General features: G+C 40.3%; 17 protein-coding genes. 13 read left to right on the forward strand and 4 right to left on the reverse strand.

Annotated elements, in window-relative coordinates; genetic code table 11:
• Positions 1-3 precede the first annotated feature (3 nt).
• Positions 4-780 (forward strand): substrate-binding periplasmic protein, encoded by a 777-nt coding sequence (locus tag AC27JP_RS01120; RefSeq protein WP_487111605.1) that lies wholly within the window; start codon positions 4-6, stop codon positions 778-780.
• A gap of 105 nt (positions 781-885) precedes the next feature.
• On the opposite strand, the gene AC27JP_RS01125 is transcribed toward AC27JP_RS01120, so the two are convergent.
• The gene (locus AC27JP_RS01125; protein WP_487111606.1) at positions 886-2,220 is read right to left on the reverse strand and encodes an amidohydrolase; all 1,335 of its coding nucleotides are present in this window, start codon (positions 2,218-2,220) and stop codon (positions 886-888) included.
• Positions 2,221-2,793: 573 nt separating this feature from the next.
• On the opposite strand from AC27JP_RS01125, the gene AC27JP_RS01130 reads away from it, so the two are divergent.
• The 9 genes from AC27JP_RS01130 to kynA all read left to right on the forward strand — a co-directional run bounded on the left by AC27JP_RS01130 (position 2,794) and on the right by kynA (position 11,976).
• Positions 2,794-3,582 carry an SDR family oxidoreductase gene (locus AC27JP_RS01130; RefSeq protein WP_487079614.1) on the forward strand — a complete coding sequence of 263 codons (789 nt, stop codon included), beginning with the start codon at positions 2,794-2,796 and terminating at the stop codon, positions 3,580-3,582.
• A gap of 10 nt (positions 3,583-3,592) precedes the next feature.
• Positions 3,593-5,035, forward strand: a complete 1,443-nt coding sequence (locus AC27JP_RS01135) for an aldehyde dehydrogenase (protein ID WP_487111607.1) — start codon at positions 3,593-3,595, stop codon at positions 5,033-5,035.
• 335 nt (positions 5,036-5,370) lie between these two features.
• On the forward strand, positions 5,371-5,811 hold the full coding sequence (locus tag AC27JP_RS01140) for a RidA family protein (RefSeq protein ID WP_487111608.1): 441 nt from the start codon (positions 5,371-5,373) through the stop codon (positions 5,809-5,811).
• A gap of 2 nt (positions 5,812-5,813) precedes the next feature.
• Positions 5,814-6,389 (forward strand): 3-hydroxyanthranilate 3,4-dioxygenase, encoded by a 576-nt coding sequence (locus AC27JP_RS01145; RefSeq protein WP_487111609.1) that lies wholly within the window; start codon positions 5,814-5,816, stop codon positions 6,387-6,389.
• Between the two features lie 21 nt (positions 6,390-6,410).
• Positions 6,411-7,421 carry an amidohydrolase family protein gene (locus AC27JP_RS01150; RefSeq protein WP_487111610.1) on the forward strand — a complete coding sequence of 337 codons (1,011 nt, stop codon included), beginning with the start codon at positions 6,411-6,413 and terminating at the stop codon, positions 7,419-7,421.
• A gap of 58 nt (positions 7,422-7,479) precedes the next feature.
• Positions 7,480-8,328 (forward strand): cyclase family protein, encoded by an 849-nt coding sequence (locus tag AC27JP_RS01155; RefSeq protein ID WP_487111611.1) that lies wholly within the window; start codon positions 7,480-7,482, stop codon positions 8,326-8,328.
• A 63-nt stretch (positions 8,329-8,391) separates the two neighbouring features.
• Positions 8,392-9,672: a kynureninase gene (kynU, locus tag AC27JP_RS01160; RefSeq protein ID WP_487111612.1), complete on the forward strand. Its 1,281-nt coding sequence runs from the start codon at positions 8,392-8,394 to the stop codon at positions 9,670-9,672.
• Positions 9,672-11,060, forward strand: a complete 1,389-nt coding sequence (locus tag AC27JP_RS01165) for an FAD-dependent oxidoreductase (RefSeq protein ID WP_487111613.1) — start codon at positions 9,672-9,674, stop codon at positions 11,058-11,060. The genes kynU and AC27JP_RS01165 overlap by 1 nt, the downstream gene beginning before the upstream one ends.
• 4 nt (positions 11,061-11,064) lie before the next feature.
• A complete protein-coding gene (gene kynA, locus AC27JP_RS01170; RefSeq protein ID WP_487111614.1) occupies positions 11,065-11,976 on the forward strand; it encodes a tryptophan 2,3-dioxygenase in 912 nt (303 codons plus the stop codon).
• A 59-nt stretch (positions 11,977-12,035) separates the two neighbouring features.
• Here the strand turns inward: kynA and AC27JP_RS01175 are convergent, their stop codons facing one another.
• The 3 genes from AC27JP_RS01175 to AC27JP_RS01185 all read right to left on the reverse strand — a co-directional run bounded on the left by AC27JP_RS01175 (position 12,036) and on the right by AC27JP_RS01185 (position 13,619).
• On the reverse strand, positions 12,036-12,407 hold the full coding sequence (locus AC27JP_RS01175; RefSeq protein ID WP_487111615.1) for an MGMT family protein: 372 nt from the start codon (positions 12,405-12,407) through the stop codon (positions 12,036-12,038).
• 21 nt (positions 12,408-12,428) lie between these two features.
• Entirely contained in the window at positions 12,429-13,094 is a 666-nt protein-coding gene (locus tag AC27JP_RS01180) for an SDR family oxidoreductase (protein ID WP_487111616.1), read from the reverse strand.
• Between the two features lie 117 nt (positions 13,095-13,211).
• Entirely contained in the window at positions 13,212-13,619 is a 408-nt protein-coding gene (locus AC27JP_RS01185) for an HvfA family oxazolone/thioamide-modified RiPP metallophore (protein WP_487111617.1), read from the reverse strand.
• A gap of 146 nt (positions 13,620-13,765) precedes the next feature.
• Between AC27JP_RS01185 and AC27JP_RS01190 the strand changes: the two genes are divergently transcribed.
• The 3 genes from AC27JP_RS01190 to AC27JP_RS01200 all read left to right on the forward strand — a co-directional run bounded on the left by AC27JP_RS01190 (position 13,766) and on the right by AC27JP_RS01200 (position 16,185).
• Positions 13,766-14,725 (forward strand): tRNA-dihydrouridine synthase, encoded by a 960-nt coding sequence (locus tag AC27JP_RS01190; RefSeq protein ID WP_487111618.1) that lies wholly within the window; start codon positions 13,766-13,768, stop codon positions 14,723-14,725.
• A 158-nt stretch (positions 14,726-14,883) separates the two neighbouring features.
• The gene (locus AC27JP_RS01195; RefSeq protein WP_487113406.1) at positions 14,884-15,858 is read left to right on the forward strand and encodes a methylenetetrahydrofolate reductase; all 975 of its coding nucleotides are present in this window, start codon (positions 14,884-14,886) and stop codon (positions 15,856-15,858) included.
• 84 nt (positions 15,859-15,942) lie between these two features.
• The gene (locus AC27JP_RS01200; protein ID WP_487111619.1) at positions 15,943-16,185 is read left to right on the forward strand and encodes a hypothetical protein; all 243 of its coding nucleotides are present in this window, start codon (positions 15,943-15,945) and stop codon (positions 16,183-16,185) included.
• The last annotated feature ends 27 nt before the right edge of the window (positions 16,186-16,212 follow it).

Here is a 16,212-nt window from a genome sequence, read left to right on the forward strand (position 1 = left end):
AAAATGCCTATCATTCATAAGCAGGTACTTGGGGTTGTTATCATTTCCCTATGCTTTTGTAGCAAGGCTTATACTGCAAAAATAAATATAGTAACCGAGCATTTAGCACCTTTTCAGATTGTTACCGAAAAGGCTATTGGTGGTTTATCAACGGAAATTATTAATGCCACGCTAACAGCGACAGAAATTGAATACAGCATAGAAGCACACCCTTGGTCACATTCGTATAATAGAGCATTACACGTTAAAAATACCTGCATTTACTCTTTAGCTTACATTCCCAATCGAAAACCGCTATTTCAATGGGTTGGCCATATTACTAATAGTACGATTTCACTTTATGCTTTAAGTAAAAGTAACATTACCGTTGAGAACTTAGCACAAGCTAAAAATTATAAAACGGCGGTGATTAAAGATGATGTTACCCATCATTTTCTGATTTCAAAAGGTTTTGTAGAAAACGAAAACCTTTATGTGATGAATAATTACGACTCATTATTAAAGTTACTGGAAATACCTAGTCGGCAAATAGATTTGGTTGTACTCAATGATGACCTACTTAAAAACAGAGTTAAAAATTCTGCCGAAGCATCAAAATATAAAGGTGTTTTTATGTTGAAGGAGCTGACACTAGACTTTTATTTCGCCTGTAGCTTAACAACAGATAAAGCCATAGTTAAGTCGCTAAAAAACACAATGAAGAAATTAGAGCAACAAGGTGTCTACTCGGCCATCAAAGAGAAATGGCAACGAAGCATGGTAAACCTTATTAACCCATAAGAGATGCCTTTAAACCTTTATGTCCTGCACTAGGAATAGGCCTCCCCAAATACAGCATTCGCATTAAAAGTAGATAAATCCCTTTACCTACTTATCCAAATAACGTTATTTATTCGCCATAATATCTAACAGCGCATGAACGGTTGCTTCAACACCCGATTTAATTGCTGGCTCTGGGCTGATTTTAAATTGTGGGCTATGATGACTGGGTACCTGAGCACCACCGGCAGCCGCACGTTCAAAATCAGCTTTAGGTGTGCCACCGACTTTGAAATAGACACTGGGAATATAAGGCTCAGTGGTAAAAAAGCCAAAATCTTCTGCGCCCATGCCAGTTTCAGCAGGCTCAAGCAAGGCATCTATCCCCATTTTTTCACTTAGCACGCCTTTTAAACGTTTCGCCAATTTTTGATCATTAAAGGTCGGTGGAAAAGAAAATTCACTGACCACAACTTCTGGCAATTTATCTTCCGGCATACCCGCCGTACGCGCCGTACCAATAGCAATACGCTTTATAGCAGATAACAGTTGCTCTCGAACTTTTGGTGTTAAACTACGCACAGTCAGCTGCAGCTTAGCTTCATCGGAAATAATATTGTGTTTTGTGCCCGCATGAAAGGCGCCAACGGTAATAACACCAGCATAGCGCGGGGCTAATTCTCGACTAATGATGGTTTGTAAGTTATTAACAATTTGCGCACCAATAACGATAGGGTCTTTCCCTTGATGCGGTGATGCGCCATGAGCGCCAATGCCATGTACCGTAATATCAACCGTATCAGCGCCAGCATACGGAGAGCCTTCATCAACAACGACTTTACCGGCTTCGGTATTAGCACTAACATGAAAAGCGAAAGCATAGTCAGGTTGACCAAAACGCTGCCATATATTATCTGCCATCATAGCTGATGCGCCTGGGCCCCTTTCTTCTGCAGGCTGGCCAATTAACATCAAAGTGCCTGACCATTTATCTTTATTTTCAGCCATATAACGGGCGGTACCCACTAAACTGGTAATATGAACATCATGACCACAAGCATGCATTACCCCTACCGTTTCACCATTCCAGTCTTTCATTTTAACTTTTGAAGCATTTGCTAAACCTGATTGCTCAACAACCGGTAAACCATCCATATCGGCACGCACCATAACCATAGGACCATCACCGTTTTTCATTAGCGCGACAATGCCGGTGCTGCCAACTTTTTCAGTCACTTCAAAACCAACCGCACGCAATTCTTTCGCTAACCGTTTAGCTGTTTTCGTTTCCATTAACGACAATTCAGGGTTTTGATGAAAATGATCCCATAATGGCGCTAAGTGCTGGTGATAATCATTGGCAATATCGCTGGCTGTTTGCTTTTCGAAGGCAAAGGCATTTGATAGCGATCCTAAGGTCAACGCTGCTGCGATTAAAATTGAAAGAGGTTTACGGTTCATCTGCGACTCCATTTTCACCTTAAATAGACAATTTTTGTCTAAATGTCATGGCGTGTTTAATTATTATTTTGTCAACTTACTCTACCTAGGCTAATAATTAATGTCTTGTTATTTTCGATACGCAACACACTTTTAGCGACAGTCCACTTTCATTCGGCACTAGTTAGTGACTAATTTTTACTTTAAATAAGACAAAAAATTGTACTAACTGTTTTTGTTTAAACTTACCGCAAAATGGGCATGTAACCGTCAATTAGCTTAACTAACATACCCATTTCAATTCTTTCTGCTTACTTCTTGATTTATGAAACTCGGGAATAAGATTTTTTTTACCGCAACTTACGAACAAATTATCAGCGGCAATTAAAGATGACAGTTAGCCAACAATTTTGCACAATTTTTGGCAAAATTTTGCTGACATTAAATTTTTTATTGTGCTAAAAAAGTCCTTACAAAAAAATGACAACTTAAATTGTTTATTGAATTAGCCTGATAACAGATTAATTTTTTGCACAAGTATTAGCTGATTTTCGATGCACAATTTAAGCTTAAAAATATAATAAAAGGTCAGTAATGGATATTAATTTTACCGCTAAACGCGCGTTAGTCTGTGGCAGTAGTCAAGGCATTGGCCGCGCATGTGCCATGGAACTTGCCAGCTTAGGCGCCAGCGTAACGCTATTTTCTCGTAATCAAGAAAAACTAGCAGACGTCAAACAAGAGCTTTGTTGCGCTCAAGGACAAAATCATCAAATTTTAATTGCTGACTTCTCAAACCCTGAGCAAGTTAAACAAACTATTCTTGCTGATGTCGCTAAAAATGGCGGCTATGATATTTTAATTAACAACACCGGTGGCCCAGCCCCAGGTCCAGCAAATTCTAGCGATGTTAGTGCCTTTATTGACGCCTTTAATTTACACCTAGTTACCAATCATCATTTGGTACAAGCGCTATTGCCTGCGATGAAAAAGAATCAATTCGGTAGAATTATTAATGTTATTTCAACCTCGGTGAAACAACCCATCCCAGGTTTAGGTGTATCAAATACCATACGTGGTGCCGTTGCGAGCTGGGCAAAAACCTTAGCAAACGAGTTAGGTCCATTCGGTATCACCGTCAACAATGTCTTGCCGGGCGCCACAGCAACCGCTCGTTTAGATGCCATAATTGCTGGCAAGGCAAAAAAGCAAGATATCTCTATCGAACAAGCAACCATTAATGAAAAAGCGCAAATCCCCATGCGTCGATTTGCGGCTCCTGAGGAATTTGCTGCCGCAGCGGCTTTCCTAGCTTCACCTGCTGCGGGTTATATTACCGGTATTAACCTACCTGTTGATGGTGGCCGCACAAGCTGCTTATAGGAATATTTTGATGGATATTATTGCAAATTTTATCAACGGCCAATACCAAGCTCCACAAGCTTTGCGCTATCTCGATAACATGGAACCAGCAACAGGTATGGTTTATGGCAAAATTCCTGATAGTGATCATTCAGATGTTGAACTTGCCGTGGCTGCGGCTAGAAAAGCTCTACCAGCATGGCAAACCATGCCTTTGGAGCAACGCGCCGATATCCTTAGTGCTATCGCCCAAGAAATTGAAAATCGCATTGACGAATTAGCCATTGCTGAAGCAACTGACAATGGTAAGCCGGTAGCATTAGCTCGTGAAGTTGATATTCCACGAGCCGCCAGTAACTTTAAATTTTTTGCCCACGCATGTTCACAATTTGCCAGTGAATCTCATGCCATGGCCGGTACCGCTATAAATTACACTTTACGCCAACCTATTGGCATCGTCGGCTGTATTTCACCGTGGAATTTACCGCTTTATCTATTTACCTGGAAAATTGCACCAGCATTAGCCGCCGGAAATTGTGTTATTGCTAAGCCGTCAGAGGTAACACCTAAGACCGCGGCTTTACTAGGTGAAATATGCCAAAAGGTTGGCTTACCTAATGGCGTGTTGAATATCCTTCATGGCAAGGGGGCCAACGTTGGCCAAGCCATTTGCCAACACCAAGACGTTAAGGCGATATCTTTTACTGGCGGCACCGCCACAGGTGCAGCCATTGCTAACCTATTAGCCCCAACATTTAAAAAACTTTCACTTGAACTTGGCGGAAAAAACCCAGCGTTAATATTTGCTGATTGTGATTTTGACAACACAGTCGAACAAGTCTTTCGAGCCAGTTTCGCTAATCAAGGGCAAATCTGTTTATGCGCGTCAAGGCTGTATATTGAGCGGCCGATATATGAAAAGTTTAAACAAGCACTCGTTGCTAAAGCTAAAGCGTTAATACCAAGCGATCCTTTACTCAACGAAAGTAAAATGGGCGCGCTAGTTTCAAAAACTCACTTAGAAAAGATACTCGCTTATATTGAGCTTGCTAAAACTCAAGGAGGCCGAGTACTAGCTGGCGGCGAGCAAGTTCAGTTATCTGGACGATGCCAACAAGGTTACTTTTTACAGCCAACGGTTATTGAAAATTTAGATAACCAAGCGACATGCAACCAAGAAGAAATTTTTGGTCCAATGATCACTCTACAAGCATTCGATACCGATGAAGAGGCGCTGACATTAGCCAACGACAGTGATTATGGCTTAGCGGCTACCATATGGACCAACAATTTACCTCGTGCACACCAATTAGCCGAACAAGTAAACACGGGCATTGTTTGGGTTAACTGTTGGTTACTAAGAGATTTACGTACACCTTTTGGTGGTATGAATCGCTCAGGCTTAGGCCGTGAAGGTGGCCTTGAAGCGATGCGATTTTTTAGCGAAAGTAAAAATGTTTGTATTAAATATTAGCGATATGGCTGAAATATGAATCAAGTTTGTTGCAAATTTAAATCATCAGGAGCGATATTTGCCAGCGTATTAGGCTGCAAGTGGACCTTGATCTGATCTCCTACCTTTTCTTATTGAACTAAACTGTAGTAATGGCAGTTGATGTTGTTTATGCATTTTAACTGCACTTAATTTTTGCACGTTAAGAACCTCCGTTAGCTAGTTATCCGTAGCGATTCAGCGCAATAGCTAGAGCGTAGATCATCGATATAATCCTATTCGATGAACCTTCACGGCAAAGTATTAAAAAACTGACAAAACACACATAACAAATAATAATTAAAATGGAAAAATTTATGTCTGGAATATTTAACGCTGAACAAGCCCCTAAACCAGTTGGCTTATATCCACATGCTCGCCAAGTTGGCAATTTACTATTTTTATCTGGCGTAGGCCCCCGTCAAGCTGGCAGCTCTGACATCCCGGGCGTTGAATTAAACCAAGATGGTGAAATTGTTAGTTATGATATTGCAGCTCAATGTCACAGCGTTTTTCAAAATATCAGTACTATTTTAGCCGCCGCAGGAGCTGACTGGATGGACTTAGTGGATGTCACAGTTTTCCTCACCAATATGAAAGATGATTTTGCCACCTACAATCGCATTTATGCAGAATACTTTTCAGAAAACATGCCGTGTCGTACCACAGTCGAAATTAATAAACTGCCAACCCCAATTGCAATTGAATTGAAATGTATCGCGGCACTGCCCTCTACAGATAATTCAAAAGGAGCTTAGTCATGCTTAACTTTGCCATGCCATTTAACTTGCAACAGTGGATTGACGATCACCGAGAGCAACTCAAACCACCGGTTTGTAATAAGCAGATATTCGAACAAGATGATTACATTGTTATGGTAGTGGGTGGTCCAAATAATCGCACCGACTTTCATTACAATGAAACGCCAGAACTTTTTTATCAATTAGAAGGAGAAATGGTGCTCAGCATCGTTAATAGCGATGAACAAGATTGCTACCCACAGTTATGTGAAAAATCAGCACAACATGCGACTCAGGCCGTTGATTTCATTGACATTCCCATTAAAGCTGGCGAAATTTTTCTTTTACCCCCTAAGGTTTTGCATTCCCCACAACGCTTTGAAAACAGTGTTGGTTTAGTGGTTGAGCAAAAACGAGCTCCAGGACAGCAAGATGCACTATTTTGGTTTTGTCAGCAATGTAAAACGCCACTGTATAACCAGCAATTTTGTTTAGACAATATCGAAACTGATTTACCTATCGTCTTTAATAATTTTTATAGTAAAACTGAAAACTGCCAGTGTAAAAAGTGCGGTTTCATCACAACAAAACCATAGTGACGGGCGGAGCAATAACATATGTTAAAAATTGATATCCACACCCACATTTTACCAAAAACTTGGCCCAATTTACGGGAAAAGTACGGCTATGGTGGTTTTGTCAGCTTAGAACATCACAAATGCGGCTGTGCCCGTATGATGGTTGACGATAAATTCTTCCGGGAAATTGAGCACAATTGCTGGGATCCTAAAATACGCCTGCAAGATTGTCAGCAACATAATGTTGATGTGCAGGTGCTTTCTACTGTTCCTGTGATGTTTAATTATTGGGCCAAACCTAATGATACCTTAGACTTAGCAAAATACTTAAATGACCATATCGCAGGTATTGTTGCTGATCATCCCAAACGCTTTGTTGGCTTAGGTACCGTGCCAATGCAAGCGCCAGACTTAGCCATCAAAGAATTGGAGCGTTGCGTAAAAGATATTGGCTTAGCAGGCATTCAAATAGGCTCTCATATTAATGACTGGAATTTAGATCACGAACAACTTTTCCCGATTTTTGAAGCGGCGCAAGATCTTGGCGCGGCAGTTTTTGTTCACCCTTGGGATATGATGGCAAAAGAAAAAATGCCTAAGTATTGGCTACCGTGGTTAGTCGGCATGCCAGCAGAGTCAAGCTTAGCGATATGTTCAATGATATTTGGCGGCGTATTGCAACGCTTACCTAAGCTAAAAATCGCCTTTGCTCATGGCGGTGGCTCATTTCCTGCCACGATTGGAAGAATTGAACATGGCTTTAATGTTCGTCCCGATCTTTGCGCCGTTGATTGTTCCATTAATCCACGTGATTTTTTATCGCAAATTTACCTAGATTCACTGGTGCATGATCCATTGGCATTGAAATATTTAGTCGATTTAATGGGGCCAAATAATATTGCCCTCGGCACTGATTACCCCTTTCCTCTCGGCGAACTGAGTCCCGGTAAACTTATCGAAGAAAGCACTTTTAGCGATGATATTAAGGCCAAATTATTACATGGCAGCGCGCTCAATTGGTTAGGTCTAACTAAGGAGCAGTTTCTATGAGCATGCTATCAATAATGGCACGGCGAATAAGTTTGAAAATACGTATAAAGAGGTTTCGATGTTAACCACTATCACCCTAGGCAAACAGTGCTTTAATGTTAATACGGACTTCGCGCATTCTTTAGCTATTGACGTTCACTTTAACAATGCTGAGCAGCAACCAAACCATTTTGCTGCAACACCGGCGCTAGCAACACCAATGCAAGCAGGCGGTTTTATTGGCGATACTGAGCAAGGGGGAAGTTGCAATGTTAACGAGCTCACCCTCAACCCACATTGTAATGGTACTCACACCGAAACTATCGCTCATATTTGTGATGCAAGTAGTGCCCTTGCCCTTAAAATCTCATCGCTTGAATTACCGCCATTAATGCCCTGTGCATTAATATCTGTAACGCCCATACCGGCAATGACTTGCAATGATGAATATAGCCCGAATTTCAATACCGATGACTTGGTGGTTAACCACCAACAACTTGAGCAACAATTGTCTGTTTATAGTAATGAGCAATTACAGTGCGTCGTAATTAGAACCTTGCCAAATACCTTAACTAAATGCCAAGAAAATTATAATGCCAACAATCAACCGGCATTTTTTACTCGAGAAGCCGTTTTATACCTCAACGAACGCGGCGTAGAACATTTAATTTTAGATATTCCATCGCTAGATAGACTCGATGATGACGGATTACTCACCTGCCATCATTTATTTTGGCAAGTTACTGAGGGCGCCCATCAGCCAAATCCAAACAGTTTAATCAACAAAACCATTACTGAAATGGCCTATATCGATAACGCAATAGCTGACGGTTTTTATTTCGCTAATTTACAAACGCCCGCGTTTGTTAATGATGCTGCCCCCAGTAGACCTATGCTCTATGAAGCAAATGCCGTTGTTGGCGGATGATTCACTCGGCACCTAAATACCATGCGAAATGAAAAAATAAACATCAATAAGAGCAAGAATAATATGTTAGACAATAAAATTAATACCTTAAGCTATGCAACCGCATTAGATAAAGCCGACCCTCTCGCCCATATGCGCGAGCATTTTTCTATTCCAAAACAAGCGTCGGGCAATAACGAATACTACTTCACTGGCAATTCATTGGGGCTACAACCTAAACTTGCTCGTGAGGCGGTAATAGAGTTACTTGATGCATGGCAACAACGTGGCGTTAAGGGCCATTTTGAAGGTGACTTTCCATGGATGCCTTACCATGAATTCCTCACAGAGCAAGCCGCAGAAATTGTCGGAGCACAAGCAAAAGAAGTTGTGATGATGAATTCATTAACCGCTAACTTACATTTTATGATGGCAAGCTTTTATCAACCTACAGCACAGCGCAGTAAAATTCTTATTGAAGATCATGCGTTTCCATCGGATCATTACGCGGTTGAATCACAACTAAAACATCATAATAAAAACGTCGATGACAACCTTTTACTTTGGACTCCTCGCGCGGGTGAAGAGTTACTTAACTATGATGATTTATGGCAAATATTAGAAAATCACGGCGATGAAATCGCCCTAATTTTGCTGCCAGGTGTGCAATATTATACTGGTCAAGTGTTGGATATGAAGCGCATTACTGAAGCCGCTCACGCAAAAGGCATCAAGGTAGGTTTTGACCTTGCACATGCTGCTGGTAATATCGAATTATCGCTACATGACTGGCAAGTCGACTTTGCCTGTTGGTGTAGCTATAAATATCTTAATAGCGGCGCAGGTTCAGTAGCAGGTTGTTTCATTCATCAAAAGCATGTTGAAAATACCGCATTGAATCGCCTTGCCGGCTGGTGGGGACATGATAAAGCTAGCCGTTTTAAAATGGAAAATACCTTCAAGCCCATTGCAAGTGCAGAAGGTTGGCAATTATCCAATCCGCCGGTTTTATCGCTAGCGGCAGTGCGAGGCTCTTTCGATACCATTAAGCTTGCGGGAGGTATGTCGGTTTTACGGGAGAAATCACTTAAGCTAACCCAATACTTACTCGACCTTATCGCCGAAGAATTAGGTGATAAAATTCGTGTTATTACCCCAACAAAAGCAAATGAGCGAGGTTGTCAATTATCGTTAATGGTTAATGTTGCTGGGCTAGACGGCAAAGCCATGTATAACGCTTTGGAAGCAAATGGTGTAACCACAGATTGGCGCGAGCCCAATGTGATTCGCGTAGCCCCTGTACCTTTATATAATAGTTTTCAAGATGTTTATCATTTTGTCAGAATTTTAAAGGAGTGCATCTGATGACTGATGAAACAATAATTAAACAGAAAGCGCCGGAAACAATAACCATCGCCGGTGCAGGTCCGGTTGGCACATTACTCGCGGTTATTTTGGCTCGACATGGCCATCAAGTTAACTTACTTGAATCGCGACCTGACTCTAGAACTCATAATATTTATCAAGGCAAGTCGATTAATATTGCCCTTTCCGATCGCGGCTGGTTAGCGTTGGAGTCCGTCGGTATCGCAACACAAGTAAAGCAAAATGCTATCGCCATGAAAAAGCGGGTAATACATGCTATTGATGGTACGATTTCTGAGCAAGCATATGGGAAAGACGAACAGGCAATTTGGTCTGTTTCACGTTCAGGCATCAACGAACAGCTGCTTGATTTAGCAGAGCAAGAGCCACTAATAAATATCGCATTCGAACAACGCCTAATTGATGTTGACTTTAAAAGTGCACAAGCAAGCTTTAGTCACGACCACTCAACTCATAAAGTTAATGGTGATATTCTTTTCGGTGCCGATGGTGCATATTCCAAGGTTCGTCGTTTAGCACAAGAAACGCCACGTTTTAGCTATAGCCAAACCTATATGCCGCAAAGCTACATCGAATTACATATTCCAGCTAATGAAGACGGCTCTTTTAAAATGGACAAAGATGCCCTGCATATTTGGCCACGAAAAGACTTTATGCTAATTGCATTACCAAACCCAGATGGCACATTTACCTGCACACTTTTCCTCGATTATCAGGGCCAAGTATCATTTTCATCTTTAACGCAACGCAGTGATGTTATAGATTTTTTTGAAAGTAACTTTGCTGATGCTATGGTATTACTAGAAAATCCTATCGATGAATTTATGGCAAAAACGGCTAGTCCGCTATTTTTAGTCAATGTCGATCCTTGGGTGATCAATAATAAAGTCGCGTTAATTGGTGACGCTGCTCACGCCATGGTGCCATTTTATGGTCAAGGCATGAATTGCGGCTTTGAAGATTGTCGGGTATTAAACGAATTAATCACTGAACATCATCATGATTGGTCGAAAATTTTTCCTGCCTATCAAGCGGCCCGTAAAATTAATGCCGATGCGATAACCACTTTAGCGCAGCGTAATTTTATTGAAATGAGCGAGCATTCAGGTCGACCGGCATTTTTATTACAAAAAAGAATAGAAGCGGAATTTCATCAACGTCATCCAACACTATGGACACCACTTTATTCCATGGTGACTTTTTCACCTTTATTGCCCTATTCAGAAGCGTTAGCCATTGGCGATATTCAACAAAAAATAATGCAACAGATCATGCGAATACCTGATATTGAAGCCTGTTGGCAGGAAGAGTTTGTTTATCAAAAGCTGCAACAACTTGCCGAAGCTGCATTTAAGAATAAGGATTAAATTCATGACTAAAGATACTTTAAAACAAGGGCAAGAAAGTAAAAGTAGCGGTTGCCCTTTTCATACGAAGACGAGTGCTGATAGTGAAAATTATCGACCATTAGAAGATGGTATTCATCAAGACTTTGACGATGAAATGTCTTATGGCGATTACTTACAGTTAGAACAAATTTTATCGGCGCAAAAACCAATAAGTAATGAACATGATGAAATGCTTTTTATCGTCATTCATCAAAGTAGCGAACTATGGTTAAAACTTGCCGGTCATGAGTTACAGCGAGCGCTAGAGCATATAAAGTCAGCTAATTTTGGACCCGCTTTTAAAGTCATTGCCCGAGTAAAACAAATTTTTCTCCAATTGACACAATCTTGGAATATTTTGTCAACATTAACGCCAAGCGATTATTTAAAGTTTCGTGATGATTTAGGACGCTCTTCAGGATTTCAATCATATGGCTATCGCAAATTAGAATTTTTATTAGGTAATAAAAATGCCGATATGCTCAACATACACAAAACCAACTCAAATGCACACCGAGAATTAAGCCGGTTGCTAAACCAAAATAGCCTTTATGATGAAGTGATTATCGCCCTCGCTAATGCGGGTTTTGCTATAGATGATAGTGTAAAACAACGCGATGTTACTCAGCCGTATCAACGTAATGATTCTGTGCTGGCTGCTTGGCTAAATGTTTATCAGCAACCTGATACCTATTTTGAGCTTTATGAATTAGCAGAAAAGTTGGTCGATATTGAAGATGCCTTTCAGCAATGGCGTTTTAAGCATATGTACACAGTGCAGCGTATTATCGGTTACAAACAAGGAACCGGTGGTTCATCCGGTGTAGGCTTTTTGAAAAAAGCCTTAGATGTCAGTTTTTTTCCAGAGTTATTTGAAGTGCGAACACATTTATAACTCGTGATTACAAAGCACCTTTGCCGAATAGCTATGGTGCTTTGGTTAAATGCAAAATATTAATGCTCTAAAACAAATAATAATTCAGCTAAGTCAGGTTGCCACTGAAATTCTTTTAATTTAACTCGTGCGCCAATAACCACCACCTGTTCGTCTTGTAATAAGTTTTTCTGACGCTCAAAATGCTCGCTGCCCAGTGGAAATGAAATCTTCCCTTGCGAATTTAGCACCCGATACCAAGGTACATCTTGCCCTCGCCAGCCATCCTTAGGAACAGATCCTAGCGCTTTGCCAACGAGTCTTGCTCGACCTGGTAAACCAGCGAGATCAGCAATTTGGCCGTAACAAGCTATTTTCCCGATAGGTATTGCCTGTACCGTTTGCCAAATTTTAATATGCTTTGCATTATATTGGCTGCTGCAGTCACTCATTTCACTTACCATTTTTAGCAATTACCAAGGTAATACTTCACCGTTTGAATGTTTAAATACGCCACTTTCAGCCATAGTTAACTGATTAATTAAATTTACTAATCGTGCCGCTGATTCGCTGGCACTTATATCACCACCGTAATTAACCATATCGGTTTGTACATAGCCGGGATGATAAATGCCAACAGAGACTTCTTTACTCGCCAGATCATGCTTTAGGGACATTGCGGCGGCGTTTAAAGCTGCTTTTGACATGCGGTAGCCATAACGACCTCCCGAACTGTTGTCGGCGATAGAGCCCATTCTTGAGGTGATTAAAGCAACTTTTGCACCGTTGCGTAATTGACTTTGCAGTTGAGCAACAATATTTAATGGTGCAATGGCGTTTACTTCAAATTGCTCTCGTATAGTATTCAAATTTAAGCTCTTGAGGCCTTCATCACGCAAAATACCGGCATTGCAAACTAAAACATCTATAGCGATATCTTGCAGTGCCGCAACCATATTATTAATACCTGATTCTGTGGCAACATCAATTTGCTCAATCACATTAACATTCAATTTATCGAGCTCGTTACTCGTTTGTCGACAAAGGGCAAAAACATTGTCCCCTTGTAGCTTAAAATGCTTTGCCATAGCTAAACCAATACCGCGATTAGCGCCAGTGATCACAACATTATTGCTCATATAAATATCCTTAAAATTAGCTAGGTTACTATTGCTTAGCATTAAAACTAAAAAACCACTTCAAGTGAAGTGGTTTTTATCTGCAATATCAATAAGAATTTTGCTTAAGCTACGGCCTTATTCGCCACACTTACCTTCTTTACCTTTTTTCTTACCTTCACCACATTTGCCTTCGCCACACTTACCTTTGGCTTTAGCTTTACCTTCACCGCATTTGCCTTCGCCACACTTACCTTTGGCTTTAGCTTTACCTTCACCGCACTTGCCTTCACCACACTTGCCTTTGGCTTTAGCTTTACCTTCACCACATTTGCCTTCGCCACATTTACCTTTGGCTTTGGCTTTACCTTCACCACATTTGCCTTCACCACACTTACCTTTTTTATGGTCATCAGCAGATACAATAGTCATTACATCTTGCACAGCAAATGGATTAGTTTCCGCTTTAGCTGGCATAGTTGCCGCTACAGTTAATGCAAACAAGCCTAACAAAGCTGCAATTGAAGATTTTTTGATTAATTTCATTATGTTTTCCTTTTAATTTTTCAATTTGACACTACATCTATAAGTATAGCTATTTACAAAGACCATACAGGGTGTAAATAAATTTCAAGCGTTGTGAATTTATCTTTTTTATTTTCCACAACTTAATTGAGCCTATCGTTATCTTCATGAAACCTCAAGTAAAAAAAATAATACTCGCGCCGATGGAAGGTGTTGCCGATGAACTTATGCGTCATTTGCTGACTTCTTTAAACCATTATGATTTTTGTATCACAGAGTTTGTTCGGGTGGTTGACTCATTAATACCTAAACATGTTTTTCGACGAATTTGCCCCGAACTAGAAAATGGTTGCGCAACCAAAAGCGGCACACCTTTGCGCCTACAATTGCTGGGGCAAGAGCCAAAATGGATGGCAGAAAATGCCGTTCGCGCTTTAGAAATGGGCTCACACGGCATCGATGTAAACTTTGGTTGCCCGGCAAAAGCCGTCAATAAAAGTAAAGGTGGTGCAATTCTTCTTAACGATCCCGAGCAAATTTATCAAATAATTAAGGCGATACGCTGCGCAATTGGTTTTGAGAACACCTTGTCAGCTAAAATCAGGCTTGGTTTTACTGATGCATCAAAATTAGATGAAATTGTTAGCGCCATTGAGACAGCTAATGCCAATCAGTTAACTATCCACGCTCGTACTAAGCAAGACGGTTATCGACCTCCCGCCTATTGGCACTTTATTGGCCAGGTAAAAGAAAAATATAATATTGAAGTATTTGCCAATGGTGAAATTTGGAGTAAAAGTGATGCCGACAACTGTATCACGCAAAGCCAAACATCAAATATCATGCTTGGACGCGGTGCTTTAGCATTACCAAATTTAGCTAACGTCATTAAGTTTGATGAACTGCCTATGCCTTGGCTTGAGCTAAGTTCACTGTTAAAGCACTATAGTCATTTGGAGTTAAAAGGTGATAAAAGCTTTTATTTTTCAAGCCGTTTAAAGCAGTGGTTACGCTATCTAAAACTACAATACCCACAAGCAAACTTACTTTTTAATGCCATAAAGCTATTAAAAAATAAAGACGAAATTCTTCACCAAATAGACTTGATAGCTGACCGCGAGTATTGATAACAAAGCTCTATTGATGATCTGGCTAAAATCAGCCGAATTGTAACAGCATAATGTAGAAAAAATTAGTATGAAACTAGCGCAGCTTTTTATCATGCAACACGGTAAGATAATTATTAACAGGCAATCAACTACGTAAATAAGAAGTAATAAAAGTGATGAATGGTTCAGAGTTAAGAGCACGCTATAATGACGTAAACCGTGGTGTATATTTTATTGGTACAACGCCACCCAAAAGTGATACGCCAATCGAACAAGTATCTGCAATTGCCGATAAATTACTTGAACGAGTCAGTGATATCGACTTTGACGGCTTGATTGTTTATGACATTCAAAATGAGGACTCTCGCACCTCGCAGCCACGTCCTTTCCCTTTCAAGTCAACTCATGATCCTAGGCTCTACTCTTCACTTTTAAACAAAAAGTCATCCAGACCTGTTATTACGTATAAAAGTGTTGTGCAATCAAATGGTGATGATTTTAATCACTGGGCAAATCAGGCTTGGCAAGAATATGGTGTACGCGATATTGTGCTGGTTGGCAGCCCATCGCAACGAAATAATGTCAGCCTGCCGTTAGGCGATGCTTATAAAACCTTAGTAGCAAATGAAAATGATTTTTTTATTGGTGGAATTACCATTGCGGAGCGTCATGCAAGTAAAAAAAATGAACACGATAAATTAATTGAAAAACATCAGCAAGGTTGTAATTTTTTCATATCTCAAGCTATTTATAACGCGCAAGCAACCATAGATATGTTAACGCGATACGCAATTGAGTGTCAGCAGCAAGGCTTAAAGCCACAGCGCATTATTTTAACCTTCTCCCCTTGCGGAAGTAAGAAAACTTTAGAATTTATTGAATGGCTTGGGGTTAGTGTACCTGAAGCAACCAGTTTACGTATTTTGAATGCACAAAAACCACTGTATGAATCAATTCGAATTTGTAGCAATACCTTAGTGCAAATATTAGATGCTGTTTTGCCTTATAATTTACCGCTCGGCTTAAACATTGAAAGTTTAACCAACCGTAAAGAAGAGATTGATGGTTCTATCTTACTGTACAAGTTATTACGTTCAACAATGGATAATTATTTAGCAAAACAAGAACTCAACAGCCTGAATACGATTTAGCTAGTCATTTAATTTGCCTTAAAGATCGGCTATGCTTTAAGGCATTAAAGCGCTTATAAATAAACAATTTTAAGAGGAAAGAATATGTCTGGTACTGCGATGGTTGTAGCTATTGTCTTTATTTCTGTTGGTTTTGGCGTTATGTATGATATGTACAAGAAGCATTTAGAGTTTAAGGAGCGAACGCTAAATCACAATAGCCAAAGTGATGAGCAGGCGATTGCCATGAAAAAACAACTAAAAACACTAGAAGAACGGGTACAAGTGTTGGAAAAAATCGTCACTGAAGAAGGTTACAACGTACAGAAAGAAATTAATAAGCTTTAGTCTAAGTTTTCTATAATATCTGCGAGG

The organism is Colwellia sp. SU-HH01172 (assembly GCF_057553355.1).